Genomic DNA, 20,068 nt, shown 5'->3' with positions numbered 1-20,068 from the left:
TGAAACAGCTATAAGGAATAATAAGATACTAATTCACTGAATTTTAATTTACTCAATCACAATCTAAACCATTTTCAATAAGTTTCTTTTAAAACTGATTACCGAAATGGAGGTAAGAACAGCTGCAATTCCCAAAAGAATAAGCATTTTTGGTAGAATTTCAATAAGAGGCAATTGTCTCCAGAAAATATCAAAGAATCCTTCCATGGCCCAGTAGTTTACTGAAATTACTGCCAGTTTTTTCATGATAGCAGGCATAAAGAAAAGAGGCATCATACTTCCACCAATAGCTGAGATCACCAGAATAATAAGAGTAGATAAACTTTCCACTTGTTTTCTACTTTTGCAAACTGAAGCCATAAATATTCCAAAACTTGAACAAGCGATTGCTGCACAAAGAATCATTAAAATAAGTGCAGGTAGATTAATGAAAATATCTAAACCCAATACCAACCAGGAATAAAGGAACATTACGCTCAATTGCAATACAGCCATGAAGAGTGTTGACAGCATTTTTCCATACAAAATCCCTGAAGGACTAACAGGAGCGATTAATAATCGACGGAATGTGCCATCTTCCTTTTCTTTTAATAAGGATGCACCACTGGCTGATACACTGAATAATAACATCATGATTGCTATACCTGCGATGGCTTGCACCAATCCAAGGTTTCCATTTTTCTTTTCACCAACAAGTGCTGTCATTGGAAGTTCAGAATTCTCCTCAATCTCAGATTGCTCTTCCGAATTGTTGAATCCTTCGAATTGTTCTGCCACCTGTGCTTGTATATCTTCTATTTCAGAATCAGATAGATCTGGGTTTTTATCTTTAATCCATGTGTTTACCTTACCTTTTATACCTTTCTTCATGGTTACTCCAAAAAGATTCGACCATAAAGCCTGTTGCAATAAACCCATTTCAATCTCTTTGGCTTCATCGTAAAACAATTCCATTGGAATTTTTTTGCCAGCTTCAACAGAATCCTGAAAGCCTTTGTATAATACCAAAACAGCAGTTCTTTTTCCTTTTTTAATTAAGGTTTCCGCTTCTTTATAGGTTTTAGATTCCAGTTTGAGGCCTTCTTCAGCATCTAATGTCGCGAAAACTTCTTGTGAAAGATTGGTTTTGTCTTGATCAGCAAAGAGTAAGTTAATAGGTCTCGATTTCTCAGATTTTCCTATACCTCCATACATTAATGCAAAAATGGTAATTAATGCGATGGGTAGGAGTAGAGAAAGGAATACTGCAGTTTTATCTTTAAAATATTGCTTGATATCTTTTAATGCAATTGTAAACATGTTGCTAGGTTTTAGAGTGGATAGAGATTAGTCACGTAATGATTTACCGGTTAATTCAAGAAAAATACTTTCTAAACTTAGACTTCTAATGTCAATTTTATCGAGTAGAAGTTCAGTTTGAGAACATAGTTGAATTAACTCAGGCAAGTCAGCATTAGCCTTTGATGAAGATAGAATTAAATGATCCTCATTCACGAGCAGTTGTCCCTTGTATCTATCGGTTAATTGACCCAAACTATTTTTATTAGGATTAGAATATTTTAGGTGAATTTCCTCTTTGATAGAAGAGTTGGATTTTAATTCATCCAAACTTCCTTCTGCAATAATTCTCCCTTCATCAATTATTCCAATTCTATCGCACAAACGCTCAGCCTCTTCCATATAATGAGTGGTATAGATCATGGTTAATCCACGAGAATGCAGTTCTTCAATCACTTCAAAAATCAAATTTCTACTTTGTGGATCGATACCTACGGTAGGTTCATCCATAAATACGATTTTTGGATCGTGAAGTAAAGCTGCAGCAATATTAATTCTACGCTTCATTCCTCCTGAATAGGTTTTAATCTTGTGATTCTTTCTATCGGCAAGTCCAAGGAATTCTAATAATTCATCAATTTTGTTTTGGAGATGTTTGCCTTTGATTCCATACATTGTACCCCAAAACTTAAGATTCTCTGTGGCAGTTAAATCTTCATATAAAGCTATTTCTTGTGGAACCACACCAATTAACTTTTTACATTCGAATAGATTTTGATACAATGATTTCTCTTCGTATAATATTTCTCCTTCATCAGGTTTTAATAGGGAACTTAAAATACTAATAGTAGTTGTTTTGCCAGCTCCATTGGGTCCAAGCATACCATATAATTCACCTTTTTGAATGTTCAGGTTTACATCAGTAAGAGCTTTAACTTCTTTGTAGGATTTTGATAGATTTTTTGCAACAAGCATAAGGTTTGTGTAAGGTTCGCGATGAGCTAATTTACACAACTTCATTAGAATAATAAAATCATTTATGGAAAATTAACGAAGTAAGGCAACATTGCCTTTCTTCATCATTTTTTTGCCATCAGGGTAAGTTACCTCCAATATATAAATGTATACGTCTATATTTTGTAATTCTCCCTTGTAGGATCCATCCCAACCTATATTCATACTATTGGTTTCGAATATTTTCTGCCCCAAACGATTGTATATTACCAGAGTTGCATCTTTGATATTTTTACCGTGAATGAATAACTTATCGTTATGCCCATCGCCATTTGGCGAAAAGGCTTTTGGTAAACCTACAAATGGATAATCTTCCAGAAATCCTACGGAAATTGTATCGTGTGCAGTACAATTGTATTCATTTCTAACTTTTACCCAATATTCTCCTTCCGAGTTTACTGATATTTTTTGTGTGATTTCACCAGTAGACCAAGTATAAAAGCAATTGGGAGTGCCAGCATCCAAAACGATTCCTTTATTAGGATATGAAACCAAATCTTGTCCTAAATCTACATTGGGAACTTGCTTAGTGGTTATTTCAATACAGTCAGATTCTGTATTGCCATTGGCATCAGTTACTTCTATGCAAAATTGACCTTGCTTTTTTAAATAAGTTTCGGGAGATTCGCAATTAATTCCACTCCAACTGTAGGTTAAAGGAGCAACAGGATTTCCTTCAGTATTTACAGTTGCAAATACAGAATCACCTTTGCAAATGCTTTGATCTTCGCCAAGAAAAACACCGAACTTATGTCCATGTTTATAATCGATATGCAATGTATCCTTATTCAAACATCCATACTCATCGGAAACCTCAACAACAAATACCCCTCCTGACCTAGCAACTAACGTTTGACTTGTTTCTCCATTGTTCCAAATGTAACTGGCCCCTGGATTTTTTGCATCCAAAATAACAGTTTCACCTTCCCATAGAACCAAATCAGGTCCTAAATCAACAATTGGATTAGGGTGATATTGAATAAGTGTACTTGCGGTTTTCTCAAAGCCTTCAGGATCTGTTACAGTAACTGAATATTTACCTGCGGTTTCAATTGTTATTTCAGATTCTTCTGCACCATTATTCCATTTATATTGATATTCCTGATCTATTGACAAATTTGGACTAAGAACCATTTTCTCATTGCCACACATGTGAATTATTTCAGGTAAATCAATTTTAAAAATCTCATCCTGAAGTTTCGTTTTAAATTCTTTTGTACTGGAACAACCATAATTGGAAGTTTTGGTAACCGAATATTGTCCACTCTCGGAAAGGACAATTGAACTATTGGTGGAGCCATCAGACCATAGGTAAGTGCAATTATCTTCATAGATATCGATTGTATGCCCTTTCTTTTTGAGTAAAACCAAATCATCAATCAATATTTGGGGAGCATTCTGAACTTTAACTTCGACCGAAGTTCTTACTTTTTGTTGGTCAGCTAGATCTGTTACAGTCAATTGATAGGTTCCTGATTCATTTACACGAATTGATTTACTGGTTTCTCCATTATCCCATAAGAAAGAATAGTTAGAAGGTAAATCCATTTCTGGAATCAATTCACAAGATTCTCCTTGGCAAATGTTTTTTGTTTCGCCCAAATCCACCTTAAAGCTTTTTACAAATTCAATCCCTGCATAAATGGTGTCGCTGTTGCAACCAAAAACATCTGTTTCAATCAATTTGAAAATACCGGCGCCTTGAGATTTTGGCCATTCGATTTTTAAATTAATGTCTTTTGTTGTGGACTTAATATTAGTGATATTTTCGTGTAATATTGCACCATCAGGCAAGACAACTTCGTATGTAGAGTTTTTACCAATTTTTGCGCCGTAGTCCATAATTGAACCGGTTTTCGCTTTTGGAAAATAATCATTGAACTCAGGTCCTGGTAGAGGTAATATTTGAATTGTTGCAGAGCGTGAATCGTCTGGGATTTTTAATGGGGTTAAATCTTCTAACCATGCTTTTTTTAGCTCTATGGTATAATCTTGAATCTTACCACTTAGGTTTCTTAAGAAAATGGAAAATTCATATTCAGAAAACTCAATAGCCTTGTTGCCATTAAGAATGATTGCAGGACTATTGTTTATGGAATAGCTGGCAAACCACTTTTTATCTTTAGGTCCTTCAATGGATAGATTTATTTCCTGAATGGGCAGAATTTCTCCATTGGTTGCGGAGCAGTACATGGCTTCATAATTGGCTATGATCTTTACCTCACCACGATTCTCATCATCATCATCATCATCTTGGGCAAGTACAAAAAGAGGCAAAATTAAAGCAATGAAGATGATGGCAATCTTAGAAGAGAAGTAGAATAATATGTGGCGTAAATTTGTCATATGCGACAATTTTTCATCAAAATCAAGATAAATTTTCATTAAGTTTCCGATATAAATATACCTTAAAATTATCAGATTATGAATCTTAGTCAATAATTTAAACTCATTCGTCATTAAAAGTAAAACTTTAATCCGAAAATAAAATAGTCTTTTGAAATAGTGTTTTTTTGCTGAATTGTGAAAAAAACACATTGTGTAACATCGGTTACAATTTATTATTGTTAGAGCATCTACATTTGCAATAGAAAATCAATAAAAATCGGTTTCACAATGGAGAATCAATATTTTAATACCACAGATAGTTTGCTAGACATTTGCACTAAATATCCTGAAACAGTGAAAATTTTTGTTTCAAATGGATTCAAGCAATTAGAGGATGAAAAGAAAAGAGCTCTTTTTGGAAAATCTCTTTCCTTGGAGATGGCTTTAAAGATGAAGAAATTGAATGTGGATACTTTTACAGCTTTGTTAGTAGAAGGTATTGAATCTGTTCGTGGGCAGGTTGATGGTGACTTAAACCAAAAGACGAAAGAGAAAAAAGAGGATTCAGTTCATGTTCAAGGTTTGTTGCCTTGTCCGGTTCGAGTTCCTCTGGTAGAAGGTATCGATTCTTTTATTGCTGACTATGAAAAGAAATACAATAACGAGATTGTATATGATTTAAAAGCTGCATCAATGGGGTTAGATTGGTTAATTGATGATGTAATTAACCAGGAGAATACCGATAATTTAGCAGATATTTTCATTTCAGCAGGATTTGATTTATTCTTCGATGAGAAATTGATGGGTAAATTTAAAAAACAAGGAGTATTTAAAGATAGCACTGGATTTGACCGATTGAATAAAGATTTTGACAATGACGAGATTTGTTTGAAAGATCCGGAAGGACATTATTCAATGATTGGAGTTGTTCCTGCAGTATTTTTGGTGAATACAGCAGAATTGGGCGACAGACCAGTACCTCGCACCTGGGCAGATATCTTTAAGCCAGAATTCAAAAGAAGTGTGAGTTTGCCAATTAGCGATTTCGATTTGTTCAACTCCATGTTGTTGCATATCTATAAAGCTTATGGGGAAGAAGGTGTAAAAGGATTGGGAGCTTGTTTGTTAGAAAGCATGCATCCATCGCAAATGGTAAAATCACATACCAAAAAGAATGAAAAACCAGCAGTTACCATTATGCCTTACTTTTTTACCAAAATGGTAAAAGTAGGAGGACCAATGATTGCAGTTTGGCCAGAAGATGGTGCCATCATTAGCCCAATATTCATGCTAACAAAAGAAGATCGTTTGGAAAAAACTCAACCTGTTATCGATTTTTTTGCTTCGGAAGGTGTTGGAGAAATTCTTTCTCATCAGGGATTGTTCCCAAGTATCAATCCGAATGTTGACAATAGGCTACCGGAAGAAAATAAATTTATGTGGTTAGGTTGGGATTACATTAATAATAATGACATTGGATCTTTGATTAAGAAGTGTGAAGCGATTTTTAATAACTCTATTCGAGATGAATCCTTCAAAAACCTTGGTCCATTGTCTTATACACCTGGCAACTAATAAGAGATTTTAATTTATTATTCAGACTTTAAACAACACAACATATGAATTTAGTTACAGTATCAGGACCTCCTTCATCAGGAAAAACAGCAGTGATTCTTAAAACCATAGATTCTTTTCAGAAACGTGGTTTGGAAGTTGGAGTCGTTAAATTTGATTGTCTTTATACCGATGATGATGTTTTATACGAAAAAGCAGGAGTTAAAGTGAAGAAAGGATTGTCTGGATCGCTTTGTCCTGATCACTATTTCGTAAGTAATATTGAGGAAGTAACTCAATGGGGAATTAAAGAAGGATTGGATATTCTAATCACTGAAAGTGCGGGATTGTGTAACCGTTGTTCTCCTTACGTAAAGAGTGTAACTGCAGTTTGTGTAATCGATAACTTGAGTGGGATCAATACTCCAAAGAAAATTGGACCGATGTTGAAATCTGCAGATATCGTAATTATTACAAAGGGTGATATTGTTTCTCAGGCAGAACGTGAAGTGTTTGCATCAAGAGTAAATACGGTAAATCCAGGAGCAAGTATTATGCATGTAAACGGATTAACCGGTCAGGGAGCATACGAATTAAGTACTTTGCTATATGATGAAAAAGTTGAGGTGAAAACATTGGTTGGTGAAAAGCTTCGATTCTCAATGCCATCGGCTCTTTGTTCATACTGTTTGGGAGAGACCAGAATTGGTGAAAGTTACCAAATGGGAAATGTTCGAAAGATTGATATGGAGGATAAGAAGAAAAAAAGCTAAAAGTATCAAGCTACAAGCTTCAAGATATCGATATGAATAGCCTCCAGTTTTAACTGGAGGAAATCAATAACGACCAGCTTAAGTTGGTGGATTAAAAAGCAACAACATGATCACAACACAAGATATACAACAAAAAACAATAGCCGATTTATTTGACCAGTATCCTTTTCTTCCAGGATTTTTCGAAGAGAATACCTTGGAGGTTGATGGGCAAATCAACGAAAAGTTGGATGATTTTCTGAACATTTTGGATGATGAAGAGGAAAAGGAAAATCGTGCGATGGATAAAGCTCAGGTAATAGAATCCATGGCCGAATACATTACCCAAATGTTGGCTTTCCTTGGCGAAGATGAGGATGAGGGGGTAAATAGCATTACGCTACTGCCTGGAACCAATAAATCGGGCGAGAAGGAGCAATTCGAAGAGTTGACCATTAACAAAAGTGAGATTGTTTGTATTGTAGGTCCAACAGGTTCGGGGAAAAGTAGATTGTTGGCAGATATTGAATGGGTAGCACAAAACGATACGCCTACATCCAGAACCATATTGGTTAATGGAGAGGAAGGAGATAAAAAATGGCGTGTAACTTCGGGACACAAATTGGTTGCTCAGCTATCTCAGAACATGAACTTTGTAATGGACCTTTCGGTTTATGAGTTTATTGAGTTGCATGCACAGAGTCGTTTGGTGGAAGATGTTGAAGGGGTAATTCAAAAGATTTTTGAACAAGCCAATAATTTGGCTGGTGAAAAGTTCAGTTTAGATACGCCAATTACCAGTTTAAGTGGAGGACAATCGAGAGCATTAATGATTGCAGATACTGCGATTCTTAGTAAATCACCAATCATTTTGATTGATGAGATTGAAAATGCAGGTATCGACCGTAAGAAGGCATTGGAACTGTTGGTGGGTGAAGAGAAAATTGTTTTAATGGCAACTCACGATCCTATCTTGGCACTAATGGGGGATCGAAGAATTGTAATTAAAAACGGTGGTATCCATAAAGTGATAGAAACCAGTGGAGATGAGCAAAACCTTCTTTCAGAATTGGAAAGAATGGACAATGTGATTCAGAATATGAGAACTCGTCTTCGTCATGGTGAAATTATCCGACAGGAAGACATAGGATTCTAATTAAGAATGAATAATTAGTAATTAATAATAAGTTTTCAGTTGGAAACAGTTTCTCCCCTTTTAGGGGAGATGGCGATAGCCAGAGGGGTGTTAGAATCTCCAGGACTAAATAATAATAGAAGAAAAAAATTAAAATATTAAATACTGGAATGTGGCTTAAGCCAAATATCAGTGACTAACTAATCAGGAGGAAATAATTATGCATGACGGATGCGCAGGAAGCTTTGAGAACGGAAAACAGGTAGTTGATAAAATTAGAATGATGGGTTTTGCAGAACAACTGATGCCAATGCCTATGGATATCGAATGTCATGGTTGTAAGGAAACTTTTACCATGGAAGAATTCGAAGGACATTGCCCTAAATGCGATATGGTACATGGTGTAACACCTTGTCACGCTTTCGATCCTAACAACATTATGGCCGCAGGTGTAGGTTATTAATATTTACAGAGAACTATTGCCACGGGTTAAAAACCGTGGCATTTTAACCCAACAGAATTTTCTGTTGGGATTTTTTGTGCCAATAAATTTGTAATTTAGGTCACCTTATTCACAAACAATTCTATAAAATATGAACCTTAACTTAGTTGATCAACTTACATTACTGGCACTGGATGATGAGAAAGGAAGCTTTATAGCTGATAGTTTTTCTTTTGCATATGGACTAGCGGGAGCTGTAATCCTAGAACTTTCATTGCAGAAGAGAATTGAGGTAGAAGGAAAGAAGATAAAGGTAAAATCAAAAGAAACTTGTGGTGATGCATTGTTGGATTACTTTCTGGACAAAATAAAGCACTCCAAAAAACAGAGATCGATTCAAACTTGGGTAGAAACAATAGGAGAAAAGTTTTCCTATATTAAAGATGAAACACTTGCTAAACTTATCGACGAGGGGATTCTGAAAAAGGAGGAGAAAAAGATTCTTTGGATTTTTAATGTGGATAAGTTTCCTGCAAAAAACGCAAAACCTGAAAATCTACTCAGAAAACGCCTCAATGATATTCTTCTGAACGATAGCGATATTGAGATACAAGAAATCATGTTAATTAGTTTAATTGATATGTGTGAGTTAAACCATGAGGTTTATGGTAAAGAGAGAGCCAAGGAGTACAAGAAAAAAATAAAAGACATTATCGAGAAAGGGCAGTTGAGTTCTTCAATAGGAAAAGCAGTTAAGGAAATTCATGAGGCGTTAATGGCAGTAATTGTGGTTTTAATTACGACTTCAACAGTAACAACAACGATCTCTTCTTAAATTAGATATTCTTTTCCAAGTCTGATTTTCGTAAATTGATTATCAATTCACTAAAATTTGGACAAATGAAAGCATCTACATTAAAATCAGGAATTACGTATAGGGAAATATTGATTTTTCTGATTTCCTCATTGGCAATTGTTTTGTTTCTTTTTTATATAGACGAAGGATACTATTCTTTTGATTGGATAAAAGAGCCGCTCGCCCTTGTGGTTTTATTGATTTATTTTCTTCCTGCATTTTTGTGTCAATTATTTATTCATACGATACTTTTGAAAATCAATATACCAACGGGCAGAACAGTGTTAAGTGTTATCATTGGAATTATCCTTGGTATTGGTTTGGTGGTTTCCGTTTTTTATTTGTTGTAATCTTAATTACGAAAATTCGATTATCTTCGATTTTCAAAAACAATTCATGAAGCCAGTACTTATTATATTATCTGACTTGTGGGGCAAGGAAAAGTCGGATTGGATTCAGTTTTATACCAGGCATTTATCCGCTATTTATGAGATAAGCTTTTACGATTCCTGCACATTAGCGGGAGTAGATAAAAGTGTTTATCAAGAAAATAGGCTTCATGAGCAGTTTGTAAATGGCGGTATTTCCAAAGCAGTTGAGAACTTGATAAATGAAGAACATAAAATTGTAGATGTGCTTGCGTTTAGTGTTGGTGGAGTAATTGCCTGGAAAACAGCTTTAAAAAAGGAGTGTGTTCGAGATATCTTTGCACTTTCATCTACCAGACTTCGAGTGGAAGTTGAAAAGCCCGATTGCTATATTCGATTGTTTTATGGAGAAAAGGATAGATATCAACCCAGATCAAATTGGTTTGAACGATTGGAAATAAAAAATAATATCATTCCCAATGCTTTGCACGAAATGTATCGAGATAAAAGTGTTGCGGAAATTATTTGCAAGGAAATATCGGCTTATAGAAAAGGCGCAATGACAAAGCTAGATTAGGTTTGAGACGTTTTATTAATTCTTGTTAGTTATTAATTCACTGCCTATCTTCACATTTCTAAAATTTAAGAATAAGAACATGAACAAAGAACATATCATAAATCAAACTGTAGAATTTGTAAAGCAATCACTGGCTAATGCCGAAGGAGGTCATGATTGGTGGCACATTTACAGGGTGTGGAAAACGGCTAAGCATTTGGCAGAAGATGAAAAGGTTGATATGTTTGTTGTTGAATTGGGTGCATTGCTTCACGATATTGCAGATTCAAAATTCCACAATGGCGATGAGAGTGTTGGACCTAAAAAAGCTAGAGAATTTTTGTCTTCTCAGCAGGTGCATGAAGATGTGATTGTTCATGTAGAGCAGATCATCAGCAATATTTCATTTAAAGGAGGAAAAGAGGCTCAAAAATTCAAATCACCAGAATTGGATGTGATACAAGATGCAGATCGTATGGATGCCATTGGAGCAATAGGCATTGCTCGCACTTTTAATTATGGTGGACACAAAAACAGGGAGATTTACAATCCTGAAATTGAACCCAATCTAAATATGACAAAGGAGGAGTACAAAAACTCAAAAGCACCAACCATCAATCATTTCTATGAAAAACTATTACTTCTAAAAGAAAGAATGAACACCAAGGCAGGAAAAGCCATGGCAGAACAGCGTCATCAGTTTATGGAGCAATATCTAGATCAGTTTTATAGAGAGTGGGAAGGACAGTTATAAAATCTATAAATATTATTTCTGGAGGTAGCATTCATGCTGCCTCTACTTGTATGTAATTGGTAGAACTATACTGAAGGACTGTAAACAAATTAAGCCATCCGTTTCTTTGTTTGTATTTTATTGTTTTGTAGATTCATGAACTTAAACCTAATAAGGTAATATTTTAAATTGTCGATATTGTATAGGTCCTAATTCAGGAAAGCAAGAGATGCAATCATGCGAAAAAAGAAAAAAATAGATGTATTAAAAGAGTCATTTGGAGCATTAAAAAATGATGCATTTAATTTTGATTCGATTGGTAGTTATTTTAAAAATAAGAGCAATAGAGAGTCGTTTCATATTCTATCCGATAAGACCTGTAATGATCTGGATTTTGAGGAGCTATTCATGTTTCTGGATCGCACGAATTCAAAAGTTGGCCAACAGTATTTGTACAATAAATTAAGAAACATCCCTGCACAATCGGAAGCGCTTGAGTTCAAAGAGCATTTGATTCATAAGCTTTCGCAAGATGAACAGCTTAGAGTTAATACTCAGTTACAGCTTGATAAACTCAACAAGACAGAAGCTTATTATATTGCCTCTTTATTTCAAGGAGAGTATGAGAAAGCTCCCAGGTGGTTCTTTGTTATTCGTTTGTTATCGTTTACCAGTTTGTTGTCATTATTAATGATTCCGTTTAATGCGAAAATGTTCTTTGTGTTTTTTGGAACTTTCATTGTCAACATCGGATTTCACTATTGGAACAAAAGGAATCTATACAAATACCTGGGGTCTATTCCGCAACTTTTAAAATTGAATAGTGTTGCGGCTAAGTTATTTAAAATAACTGAATTTAAAGAAATTAATCAGGAGCTTAAAAGCTCAATTCAAGTGATAAAGCAGGTACGAAACAGAATGTCTTTCTTTCGATTAGAAGCCAATCTGCAAAGTGAATTCGAAGCCGTGTTTTGGGGAATCCTGGAACTGATTAAAATTGCTTTCCTTCTTGAACCATTGTTACTGTTTGGCATCTTAAAACGATTGGATACCAAAAGAAAAGAAATTGAAAGTGTTTATTGTTTTATTGGAGAGATAGATACTTTGATTTCTATTGCTTCCTTAAGAAAAGGGATTGATATTTATTGTATTCCTACAATTACCAAGTCTGAAATCAGGGCCGAAAAGGTTTATCATCCATTAATACCGAATTGCATTTCCAATACCATTGAGGTGAATGAAAAATCCATTTTACTGACAGGTTCTAATATGTCTGGAAAAACATCCTTCATCAGAACCATTGGGTTGAATATGATTTGTGGTTTGACCATTAACACCTGTTTTGCTAAAGTAATGGATTTTCCTCGTTTGCGAATTTATTCTGCTATCAGAATTAACGATGATCTAATAAATGACAAAAGCTACTACTTTGAAGAAGTTTTGACCATTAAGGAGATGATTGAAAATGCATCTAATGGACAGGCAAACCTGTTTTTATTAGATGAAATTTTCAAAGGGACCAATACTGTTGAGAGAATATCAGCTGGGAAAGCTGTTCTTTCAGCTTTAAGCAATAGCAACAATTTTGTATTCGTATCCACTCACGATATCGAACTTACCGATCTCTTGACAGACGAATATGAATTGTATCACTTTAGTGAAGTTGTGAATGAGAATAAGGTAGACTTTGATTACAAGTTGAAACCTGGGAAATTGAAGAATAGAAATGCAATTCGAATACTTGAGATTAATGAATATCCCCAAAATATAATAAAGGAAGCTATTGCCATTTCTGTAGAACTTGACAGGCTTGGCACGGACAAAAATATAATTGTAGATAAAACTTAAGGATGAAGAAACTATTACCATTAATCCTACTAATGCTTATGGCTGTATCTGTTAAGGCAGTGGATGTAAAGGGACAAATAATTACAGGTAAAGACACAATGAATGTAATGCTAAAAATACCTGTAAACATGATTTCTCAACAACCTGCATATAAAAATCTTCAAAACAAGATAAGATACATTACAGAGGATGGGGAAAAGAAAAAATTAAAACCGGATATGGCAGATGAAATCAAGTTTAAATTTGGTAATGATACCATTCGAATGGTATCGGTTCCTGATCCGGTTGGAGGCAGTCATGATGGGTATTTTGACTACTTTATTTTTATAAAAATATATGTGGATGGAAAGATTAAACTTTATCAGCATTACTCAACACCGATGTATGGGAATAACGGTAAGGTTTGGTATTTAAAAAAAGAAGATCAGCCATTAAAATTAGTAGCGGATTTTGGCAGAAAGAAGATGAAGAAGTACTTTTCTGATTGTCCGGAATTGGTAAAGAAAATTGAATCAAAAGAATTTAAAGGCAAGGATATAATTCAAATCGTTCAGTTTTACAATTCGAATTGTTTAAACTAACCCACGTACATTAACGAAGATTTCACAACAAGCATTTTATCATGAAAATCAAAAACAAACTAATCATCTCACCTTTGTTTATAGCATTGGGTATTTTGTCGAAGCTACTATTAAAAGAGGGATACATCCTAATTGATGAGGAAATTATGAACCTTATTGCAGGCTTCTTTTTAGGGGGTGGAATTGGATTCTTGATAGAAAGTATATGGACGAAACTCGGTAAGAAGAAAGCATAAAATTAAAGCGAGGCAATTAGCTTCGCTTTATAATTTAATATATGCGAGCTAATTCTTAAATTAAGCAATCCTATTTTATTCAATAACATTAATGCTATGAAGACAATAAAATATTTCTTTTTAACTCACTTCCTTGTTCTAATTTGGGGTTGTTGCAATGTGTTCTCACAAAATCAGTATGGTAATAATCCAGAAGCAGGAAAAGTGTTAGATGTGAAAGAATCGCATGTTTATTACGAAACTTATGGCGATAAGAACAATCAGCCATTAATTCTAATTCATGGGAATTCAGGATCAATTGCTGCAATGGTACATCAAATTGAGTATTTTAAGAAAGAATATTTTGTAATTGTAGGAGATAATAGAACTCATGGAAAATCAGGTGATGCCAAACAATTAACTTATCATTTAATGGCTGGTGATTATATATCCATACTTGATGATTTAAAATTGAAAAATGCATTTGTTCTGGGGCAGAGTGATGGAGGAATTATTGGCCTGATTATGGCAATGGATTACCCGAATAGGGTAAGTAAATTGATATCGGCAGTTCCTAATATTCAGACTGGTGATGATGTAATTATGGAGTGGGAATTGGAATTTGGTGAAAATTATAGAAAGCTTGTAGATTCGATGATATTGGCCAATGATACAAGCAGAGATTGGAAGAAAGAGAAGGTGCATATGGATTTGATGAAGAAGGAACCCAATATACCCTTCGCAGAACTAAAGAAAATAAAATGTCCTGTATTGGTTATGACCAGTGATGATGATATTATCAAACCAAGACACATTCTAAATATTTACGAGCACATTCCCAACGCTCAATTGTTTGTAATGCCTGGAGCAACACATTTCATGATTAGAGATGAACATGAATTATTTAATATGATGTCAGATCGTTTCCTAAGTAGCTCATTTAAGCGTCCTAAATCAAAGGAAGTATTGATGGAGTTAATTGGGATTAACTAAGAAACATTATACAATTAAGCAATAAATTCCTAAACACCACATCACTAAATTGAACCTTAAACTAAATTGACATGTTTAAAACAAAACTATTCAGCAGTATGCTGTTGTTGTTATTTTGCCTTAGCACTAGCTTGGCTAATGCCCAAGGATTAAGCTCAGCTCAGATTGATTCTCTTGCCAACAAAACATTAGAATCCTTTCCATTGGCTGGATTTGCCGTATCGGTAGTTCACAATGGAGAAGTAATACACGCTAAAGGATATGGAGTAAGATCCATTGAAAGCAAAAAAGCTGTGGATGAAAACACCTTGTTTGCCATAGCTTCCAACAGCAAATCCTTTACTGCAGCAGCTTTGGCCATATTGGTGGATGAGGGAAAATTGTCGTGGAAAGACAAGGTGGTGAAGCACATTCCTGAGTTTACCATGTACAATTCTTATGTGCGCGATAATTTCACAGTCGAAGACTTGTTGTGCCACCGCAGTGGACTGGGATTGGGTGCAGGTGATTTGATGATCTTCCCGGACGGTAGTGATTTCACCATTGATGATATCCTGAATAGTTTCCAGCACCAAATACCAGTTTCGGACTTTCGTACCAAGTACGATTACGACAATTTGCTGTACATCGTTGCGGGAGAAATCATACACAGATTGAGTGGTATGAGCTGGGCAGAATTCGTAGAGGAGAAAATTATGAAACCACTACAGATGAATGCTTCTGCAGGATCGTTCAAGAGGATAAAAAATAGAGATAATCTAGCAGTACCACATTCATCAGAGTATGGCGATTTGGAAATTGTTGATGCCTACACCAATCCATTAATGGATGCTGCAGGTGGTATTTACGCCAGTGTAAATGATTTGAACCAATGGTTGCTAATGCATTTGAATGGCGGAAAGTATGGTGAAGATAAGCAGTTGTTTTCGAAGCAGAACCAAAACAACATGTGGAGAGCTCATACCATGTTAAATTTCTCGGCCAAAGGAAGTGGCAAATACCAGAACCATTACAAAGCCTACGGTTTGGGTTGGGTGATTGAAGATTATAAAGGATATACCATCATCAGCCATACCGGTGGATTGCCAGGAATGTTATCAAAAACCGTATTGATTCCGGAACTGAATGTAGGGATTGCGGTTTTAACAAACACGCTGCCTGGTGGATATGCCTACTATATGATGCCACAGGCCATTATCGATTCATACATAGAAGCCACACCAACCGACTGGAATGCCTTTGCAGCAGAGCGTCTTAAGGGAACACAAAACAAGGTTGATTCGGTCGTGAATGCGGTTTGGAACACCGTTGATCTTGCCAAAGATGTAGTGATAAAGAAGGAAGACTACATTGGATTCTATCGCGACAATTGGTTTGGCAAAATGGAAGTGTACGAGAAAGATGGTGAATTGTGGATGCGCTCGCTGCGATCGCCTAAACTTACGGGTAAAATGTATTATTACAAAGCCAATAGCTTTGCTGTAAAATGGGCTTACCGCGATATGAATTGCGATGCCTTTGCCATGTTTGCCCTCGATGAGGAAGGAAAAGCACAAAGCCTAAAAATGAAAGGAATCTCCCCAAATATCGATTTTAGTTTCGATTTCCAGGATTTGGATTTGAAGAGGGTGGAGGAGTAAAGGATAAAGGAGCAAGATTCAAGTTACAAGGTGCAAGAAGTGGGAAGATTTCATGGGATTCAGCTTACAGCTTTCAGCATACAGCAATTATTTGCAGAGGCCAAAGTCCCCCTTTTAGGGGGGATTTAGGGGGGTGTTAATCCAAGCATTAAATAATAAACAGCATCCACATGTCTGGTATCTCCAAGATGCTTGACATGTTGCAAAAAGGAAAGAGCATTCAGCTTGTAGCAATCAGCAATTATTTGCAGCGACCAAATTCCCCCTTTCAGGGGAGTGTTAAGCCAAGCATTAGACAAGAAACTTCATTCACATGTCTGGTATCTCCAAGATGCTTCACATTTGGAAGTAAAGAGCCGCACAATGATGCGGCTTTTTTTATATGACAATGCTGGTTTGTGAAATAAGAAAACAAAACGCACGGAATGGTGTTTTGATTTTAAGGCGATAAATATCTGTAAATTAATAGGTGAGAAGGTTTTGATGGCGCTCACTTGTTTCGTAAATTATAGATTCGAAAAATCACTTAAACACAAAATATCATGGAAAATCATACAGGAAGCACAGGCAAATGCCCGGTAACGGGTGCAGGAGGCAAGCAAAGTCATGCAGGAGGAGGATCAAAAAATCGGGATTGGTGGCCCAATCAATTAAAGCTCAATATTCTTCGTCAGCATTCATCCTTATCCAACCCTATGGGGGAGAAGTTCGATTATGCTGAGGCTTTTAAAAGTTTGGATTACAAAGCCCTTAAAAACGATCTGTTCGAATTGATGACCGATTCGCAAGAGTGGTGGCCTGCCGACTTTGGTCATTACGGCCCATTGTTCATTCGCATGGCTTGGCATAGTGCAGGAACCTATCGCATTGGCGATGGAAGAGGAGGAGCTGGTGCAGGCCAACAACGATTTGCTCCTTTAAACAGTTGGCCCGATAATGCCAATTTGGATAAAGCCCGTAGATTACTTTGGCCTGTGAAGCAAAAGTATGGCAATAAAATATCATGGGCCGATTTGATGATTCTGGCAGGAAATGTAGCACTGGAATCCATGGGTTTCAAAACCTTTGGATTTGCAGGTGGTCGTGCCGATGTTTGGGAACCTGAAGAGGATGTGTATTGGGGATCGGAATCTGAGTGGTTAGAAAATGACAAGCGCGATTTAGATCTGGAGAAACTTGACAATCCGCTTGCGGCAATTCAAATGGGACTGATCTATGTAAATCCCGAAGGTCCGGGGGGAAATCCCGATCCAATTGCTGCGGCAAAAGACATTCGTGAAACATTTGCACGAATGGCCATGAACGATGAGGAAACGGTAGCATTGATTGCAGGTGGTCATACCTTCGGAAAGTGCCACGGAGCAGCAGATGCAAATCATGTAGGACCGGAACCCGAGGCAGCCTCGATAGAGGAACAGGGCTTGGGATGGATGAGCTCTTATGAAAGCGGAAAAGCAGGTGATACCATCACCTCTGGTTTGGAAGTTACATGGACACAAACTCCTGCCAAATGGAGCTATTACTTCTTTAAGAATTTATTTGAATACGAATGGGAACTTAGCAAAAGTCCGGCTGGTGCACATCAATGGGTAGCTAAAAATGCAGGTGAGGAAATGCCAGATGCTCATGATGCCTGGAAAAAGCACAAGCCAAGCATGTTGACTACCGATTTGTCATTGCGTTTCGATCCTGCTTACGAAAAGATATCACGACGTTTTTATGAGCGTCCGCTTGAATTTGCCGATGCCTTTGCACGAGCATGGTTCAAGTTGACCCATCGCGATATGGGACCTAAAAATCTTTACCTAGGGCCAGAAGTACCTGCCGAAGATTTAATTTGGCAAGATCCGATTCCGGCTGTAGATCATGAACTGATTGACGAAAATGATATTGCAGACCTAAAATTGAAAGTCATGGCAGCAGGTTTAAGTATTTCGCAAATGGTTGGCACAGCATGGGCTTCGGCTTCTACTTTCCGAGGTTCCGATAAAAGAGGGGGAGCCAATGGTGCCCGCATTCGTTTGGCACCGCAAAAAGATTGGGAAGTGAATCAGCCCAAGCAATTGCAAAAAGTGCTGAAAGCATACGAGGCCATTCAGGAGGAGTTCAATGCCTCGCAATCTGGTAACAAGAAGCTCTCTATGGCCGATCTGATTGTATTGGCAGGTTGTGCCGCAGTGGAAAAAGCGGCTAAAGATGGCGGAGTTGATCTTGTGGTTCCGTTCGCACCTGGACGCATGGATGCTTCGCAGGAGCAAACCGATGTTGAATCCTTTGCTGTGCTGGAACCCATTGCCGATGCTTTCCGAAATTACCAGAAAAAGAAGTATGCCGTATCTACCGAAGACTTGTTTGTTGACAAGGCACAGCTGCTTACATTAACTGCACCGGAAATGACAGTGCTTGTGGGAGGTTTGCGTGTACTCAATGCCAATTACAATGAGACAAAACATGGTGTGTTTACCGATCGTAAGGAGGTGTTGAGCAATGATTTCTTTGTGAATTTGTTGGATATGAATTTGGCATGGACAGCAAAGGATGAGCATTTTGTAGCTCGCAATCGAAAGGGCGGTAAGGTAAAATACACGGCTACACGTGCCGATTTGGTGTTTGGATCGAATTCGGAACTTAGAGCCATTGCCGAGGTGTATGGCAGTGCCGATGCTCATGAAAAGTTTGTTTGCGATTTCGTTTCTGCCTGGAATAAAGTAATGAATCTAGATCGATTTGATTTGAAATAGAAGGAGCGTTCAGTATTCAGCAATCAGCGTTTAGCAATTGATGTAGCGGCCAAAGTCCCCCTTTCAAGGGGGATTTAGGAGGGTGTTAAGCTACGCATCAACGAACGTGTAAATCATAAACTACATCAACATGTCTGGCATCTTCAAGATGCTTGACATTTTAAAAAAACAAGAAGCAGAAAGAGCATGCAGCATTTAGCTTCCAGCAATCAGCATTTAATTGCAGCGGCCAAAGTCCCCCTTTCAGGGGGGATTTAGGGGGGTGTTAAGCTACGCATTAACAAACGTGTAAATCATAAACTACATCAACATGTCTGGCATCTTCAAGATGCTTGACATGTTATACTATTTAAATATTATAAACGCACAGGTATAATGCCGATACATATTCAAAGTGCCTATAGAAGTGAAAAGCCCTAAAGGCATATTTTGAATAGTAATCGGTATTAAAAGTAAAGAGCCGCATTCTTGTGTGGCTCTTTATTTATTAAAGTGTTTAAGGGAGAGAATGTAACAATTGAGGGAATGTTGATAGTACTTGTTATCTGATTAGCTGTATGTAAATGATAGTGAAGTGTATCTGTAGTTCAATTAATTGCATTTGGAGTAAGATTAATAGGACAAATTGATACATTAATTGAACTCGTAGGAAAATTAAATGAATAGATTATCAGGTTAAAAGAATCTGAATATTAATAAAATTTAGCTGTTATTAGATTAAATGAATTTGAATATTTGGCAAGGTGATTTATAGGTAGTTTAAATGGACTTGTTTACCAATTAAATGTATTTGTATGATGATGAAGTGTATCTGTAAAACAATTTAGTGTATCTGGAGTAAGATTAAGGGGACAGGTTGACAGATTAAAAGGATCTGGAGAATGATTAAACGGACTGATTGTCAGTTGAAGTGTATCTGTATGAAGTTGAAGTGTATCTGTAAACTGATTAAGTGTACCTAAATCATAGTTAAGATCATGAAATGAATGGTGAAATAAATCTGTAGTATGTTTAAATGTATTTGTATGCTGATT

At 36.5% G+C, this 20,068-nt stretch carries 17 protein-coding genes; 14 read left to right on the top strand and 3 right to left on the bottom strand.

The window, feature by feature from the left end:
• Positions 1–63: 63 nt before the first annotated feature.
• The 3 genes from DF185_RS03105 to DF185_RS03095 all read right to left on the bottom strand — a co-directional run bounded on the left by DF185_RS03105 (position 64) and on the right by DF185_RS03095 (position 4,638).
• Entirely contained in the window at positions 64–1,299 is a 1,236-nt protein-coding gene (locus tag DF185_RS03105) for an ABC transporter permease (RefSeq protein ID WP_110359249.1), read from the bottom strand.
• Positions 1,300–1,326: 27 nt separating this feature from the next.
• Positions 1,327–2,253 carry an ABC transporter ATP-binding protein gene (locus tag DF185_RS03100; protein ID WP_110359434.1) on the bottom strand — a complete coding sequence of 309 codons (927 nt, stop codon included), beginning with the start codon at positions 2,251–2,253 and terminating at the stop codon, positions 1,327–1,329.
• A gap of 72 nt (positions 2,254–2,325) precedes the next feature.
• Positions 2,326–4,638, bottom strand: coding sequence for a T9SS type B sorting domain-containing protein (locus DF185_RS03095; protein WP_165835921.1), 2,313 nt, complete (start codon positions 4,636–4,638; stop codon positions 2,326–2,328).
• A gap of 270 nt (positions 4,639–4,908) precedes the next feature.
• On the opposite strand from DF185_RS03095, the gene DF185_RS03090 reads away from it, so the two are divergent.
• The 14 genes from DF185_RS03090 to katG all read left to right on the top strand — a co-directional run bounded on the left by DF185_RS03090 (position 4,909) and on the right by katG (position 19,034).
• Positions 4,909–6,195: an ABC transporter substrate-binding protein gene (locus DF185_RS03090; protein ID WP_110359247.1), complete on the top strand. Its 1,287-nt coding sequence runs from the start codon at positions 4,909–4,911 to the stop codon at positions 6,193–6,195.
• Between the two features lie 44 nt (positions 6,196–6,239).
• Positions 6,240–6,947: a GTP-binding protein gene (locus tag DF185_RS03085; protein WP_110359246.1), complete on the top strand. Its 708-nt coding sequence runs from the start codon at positions 6,240–6,242 to the stop codon at positions 6,945–6,947.
• Between the two features lie 106 nt (positions 6,948–7,053).
• Positions 7,054–8,082 carry an ATP-binding cassette domain-containing protein gene (locus DF185_RS03080; protein WP_110359245.1) on the top strand — a complete coding sequence of 343 codons (1,029 nt, stop codon included), beginning with the start codon at positions 7,054–7,056 and terminating at the stop codon, positions 8,080–8,082.
• A 199-nt stretch (positions 8,083–8,281) separates the two neighbouring features.
• A complete protein-coding gene (locus tag DF185_RS03075; protein ID WP_110359244.1) occupies positions 8,282–8,524 on the top strand; it encodes a hypothetical protein in 243 nt (80 codons plus the stop codon).
• A gap of 130 nt (positions 8,525–8,654) precedes the next feature.
• On the top strand, positions 8,655–9,338 hold the full coding sequence (locus DF185_RS03070; protein WP_110359243.1) for a GOLPH3/VPS74 family protein: 684 nt from the start codon (positions 8,655–8,657) through the stop codon (positions 9,336–9,338).
• A gap of 65 nt (positions 9,339–9,403) precedes the next feature.
• Positions 9,404–9,709 carry a hypothetical protein gene (locus tag DF185_RS03065; RefSeq protein WP_110359242.1) on the top strand — a complete coding sequence of 102 codons (306 nt, stop codon included), beginning with the start codon at positions 9,404–9,406 and terminating at the stop codon, positions 9,707–9,709.
• 46 nt (positions 9,710–9,755) lie between these two features.
• Complete coding sequence (locus DF185_RS03060) at positions 9,756–10,304, top strand: alpha/beta hydrolase (protein WP_110359241.1); 549 nt, start codon at positions 9,756–9,758, stop codon at positions 10,302–10,304.
• Between the two features lie 79 nt (positions 10,305–10,383).
• On the top strand, positions 10,384–11,037 hold the full coding sequence (locus DF185_RS03055; RefSeq protein WP_110359240.1) for an HD domain-containing protein: 654 nt from the start codon (positions 10,384–10,386) through the stop codon (positions 11,035–11,037).
• A gap of 216 nt (positions 11,038–11,253) precedes the next feature.
• Complete coding sequence (locus DF185_RS03050; RefSeq protein ID WP_110359239.1) at positions 11,254–12,864, top strand: MutS-related protein; 1,611 nt, start codon at positions 11,254–11,256, stop codon at positions 12,862–12,864.
• A 2-nt stretch (positions 12,865–12,866) separates the two neighbouring features.
• Positions 12,867–13,445: a hypothetical protein gene (locus tag DF185_RS03045; protein WP_110359238.1), complete on the top strand. Its 579-nt coding sequence runs from the start codon at positions 12,867–12,869 to the stop codon at positions 13,443–13,445.
• A gap of 41 nt (positions 13,446–13,486) precedes the next feature.
• Complete coding sequence (locus DF185_RS03040; RefSeq protein ID WP_110359237.1) at positions 13,487–13,681, top strand: hypothetical protein; 195 nt, start codon at positions 13,487–13,489, stop codon at positions 13,679–13,681.
• Positions 13,682–13,777: 96 nt separating this feature from the next.
• Entirely contained in the window at positions 13,778–14,653 is an 876-nt protein-coding gene (locus DF185_RS03035) for an alpha/beta fold hydrolase (RefSeq protein WP_110359236.1), read from the top strand.
• A 71-nt stretch (positions 14,654–14,724) separates the two neighbouring features.
• Positions 14,725–16,293, top strand: a complete 1,569-nt coding sequence (locus DF185_RS03030) for a serine hydrolase (RefSeq protein WP_110359235.1) — start codon at positions 14,725–14,727, stop codon at positions 16,291–16,293.
• Positions 16,294–16,835: 542 nt separating this feature from the next.
• A complete protein-coding gene (katG, locus tag DF185_RS03020; RefSeq protein ID WP_110359233.1) occupies positions 16,836–19,034 on the top strand; it encodes a catalase/peroxidase HPI in 2,199 nt (732 codons plus the stop codon).
• The last annotated feature ends 1,034 nt before the right edge of the window (positions 19,035–20,068 follow it).

Origin of the sequence: Marinifilum breve (genome assembly GCF_003202155.1) — a bacterium.
Lineage (GTDB): Bacteria > Bacteroidota > Bacteroidia > Bacteroidales > Marinifilaceae > Marinifilum > Marinifilum breve.
This window is presented reverse-complemented; position numbering and strand designations above follow the sequence as displayed.

What these genes read in the sequence shown, in the direction of transcription:
- DF185_RS03105 (WP_110359249.1), bottom strand. Translation starts at nt 1,299, where the DNA reads ATGTTTACAATTGCATTAAAAGATATCAAGCAATATTTTAAAGATAAA.
- DF185_RS03100 (WP_110359434.1), bottom strand. Translation starts at nt 2,253, where the DNA reads ATGCTTGTTGCAAAAAATCTATCAAAATCCTACAAAGAAGTTAAAGCT.
- DF185_RS03095 (WP_165835921.1), bottom strand. Translation starts at nt 4,638, where the DNA reads ATGACAAATTTACGCCACATATTATTCTACTTCTCTTCTAAGATTGCC.
- DF185_RS03090 (WP_110359247.1), top strand. Translation starts at nt 4,909, where the DNA reads ATGGAGAATCAATATTTTAATACCACAGATAGTTTGCTAGACATTTGC.
- DF185_RS03085 (WP_110359246.1), top strand. Translation starts at nt 6,240, where the DNA reads ATGAATTTAGTTACAGTATCAGGACCTCCTTCATCAGGAAAAACAGCA.
- DF185_RS03080 (WP_110359245.1), top strand. Translation starts at nt 7,054, where the DNA reads ATGATCACAACACAAGATATACAACAAAAAACAATAGCCGATTTATTT.
- DF185_RS03075 (WP_110359244.1), top strand. Translation starts at nt 8,282, where the DNA reads ATGCATGACGGATGCGCAGGAAGCTTTGAGAACGGAAAACAGGTAGTT.
- DF185_RS03070 (WP_110359243.1), top strand. Translation starts at nt 8,655, where the DNA reads ATGAACCTTAACTTAGTTGATCAACTTACATTACTGGCACTGGATGAT.
- DF185_RS03065 (WP_110359242.1), top strand. Translation starts at nt 9,404, where the DNA reads ATGAAAGCATCTACATTAAAATCAGGAATTACGTATAGGGAAATATTG.
- DF185_RS03060 (WP_110359241.1), top strand. Translation starts at nt 9,756, where the DNA reads ATGAAGCCAGTACTTATTATATTATCTGACTTGTGGGGCAAGGAAAAG.
- DF185_RS03055 (WP_110359240.1), top strand. Translation starts at nt 10,384, where the DNA reads ATGAACAAAGAACATATCATAAATCAAACTGTAGAATTTGTAAAGCAA.
- DF185_RS03050 (WP_110359239.1), top strand. Translation starts at nt 11,254, where the DNA reads ATGCGAAAAAAGAAAAAAATAGATGTATTAAAAGAGTCATTTGGAGCA.
- DF185_RS03045 (WP_110359238.1), top strand. Translation starts at nt 12,867, where the DNA reads ATGAAGAAACTATTACCATTAATCCTACTAATGCTTATGGCTGTATCT.
- DF185_RS03040 (WP_110359237.1), top strand. Translation starts at nt 13,487, where the DNA reads ATGAAAATCAAAAACAAACTAATCATCTCACCTTTGTTTATAGCATTG.
- DF185_RS03035 (WP_110359236.1), top strand. Translation starts at nt 13,778, where the DNA reads ATGAAGACAATAAAATATTTCTTTTTAACTCACTTCCTTGTTCTAATT.
- DF185_RS03030 (WP_110359235.1), top strand. Translation starts at nt 14,725, where the DNA reads ATGTTTAAAACAAAACTATTCAGCAGTATGCTGTTGTTGTTATTTTGC.
- katG (WP_110359233.1), top strand. Translation starts at nt 16,836, where the DNA reads ATGGAAAATCATACAGGAAGCACAGGCAAATGCCCGGTAACGGGTGCA.